This is a genomic window from Burkholderia sp. E168m15, from assembly GCF_016586105.1.
GTDB lineage: Bacteria > Pseudomonadota > Gammaproteobacteria > Burkholderiales > Burkholderiaceae > Burkholderia > Burkholderia orbicola.
In genome coordinates this window covers 1-582 of the sequence record NZ_BCPO01000253.1, presented here as the reverse complement: position 1 = coordinate 582, position 582 = coordinate 1, and the positions used below count along the sequence as shown (strand labels likewise).

Genomic DNA, 582 nt, shown 5'->3' with positions numbered 1-582 from the left:
ACAGGCCGAACGCGAAAAAGCTGTCGATGCATTCGCTGAAGCCCGTCATCATCCACGACCATTCGGGATCGGTCGGCGCCGGGTAGGCCGGCTCGGGCGCGAGCCGGATGCCGTACGCCTCGACCAGCTTCGACAGCACGACCTTGTGGCGGGCTTCCTCGCCGCCGTCCATTTCGAGCGCGCGGCGCAGCAGCGGATCGTCGACCGTCGCGGCGTAGGTAGCCACGCGGATCGACGCGCGGCCTTCGGTTTGCACGGCGATGTCCCAGATCGGCAGCGACGTGAGCCGTCTGAGTTCGGCCGGCTGGAGCGCCGGCCAGTCGATCACGGCCGGCTTGTACGGGTTGTGTGTGTCGAGCAGCATCCGACAGAACATCTGCTTGTGCGCGTCGGAACCGATCCGGACGGGACCTTGCCTCTCGAAGGTCCAGTTGCGCATCGCGTGATCTGCGGCTGCATGCTCTTCCTGCAGCGTGTCGGTCATGGCTATTGTTATGCGATTACGGATCGAAAGATTCTTGCACAGCTTCCGTCATCGCGTATTTTCGAGCGGCCATGTGCACGTGTCGTTTGTCGCTAAAG

At 63.2% G+C, this 582-nt stretch carries 1 pseudogene; it reads right to left on the bottom strand.

What is annotated here, in order from left to right:
- Positions 1-484: pseudogene (locus tag JMF86_RS34930) on the bottom strand (ferritin-like domain-containing protein); the annotation flags it as partial.
- Positions 485-582 lie beyond the last annotated feature (98 nt).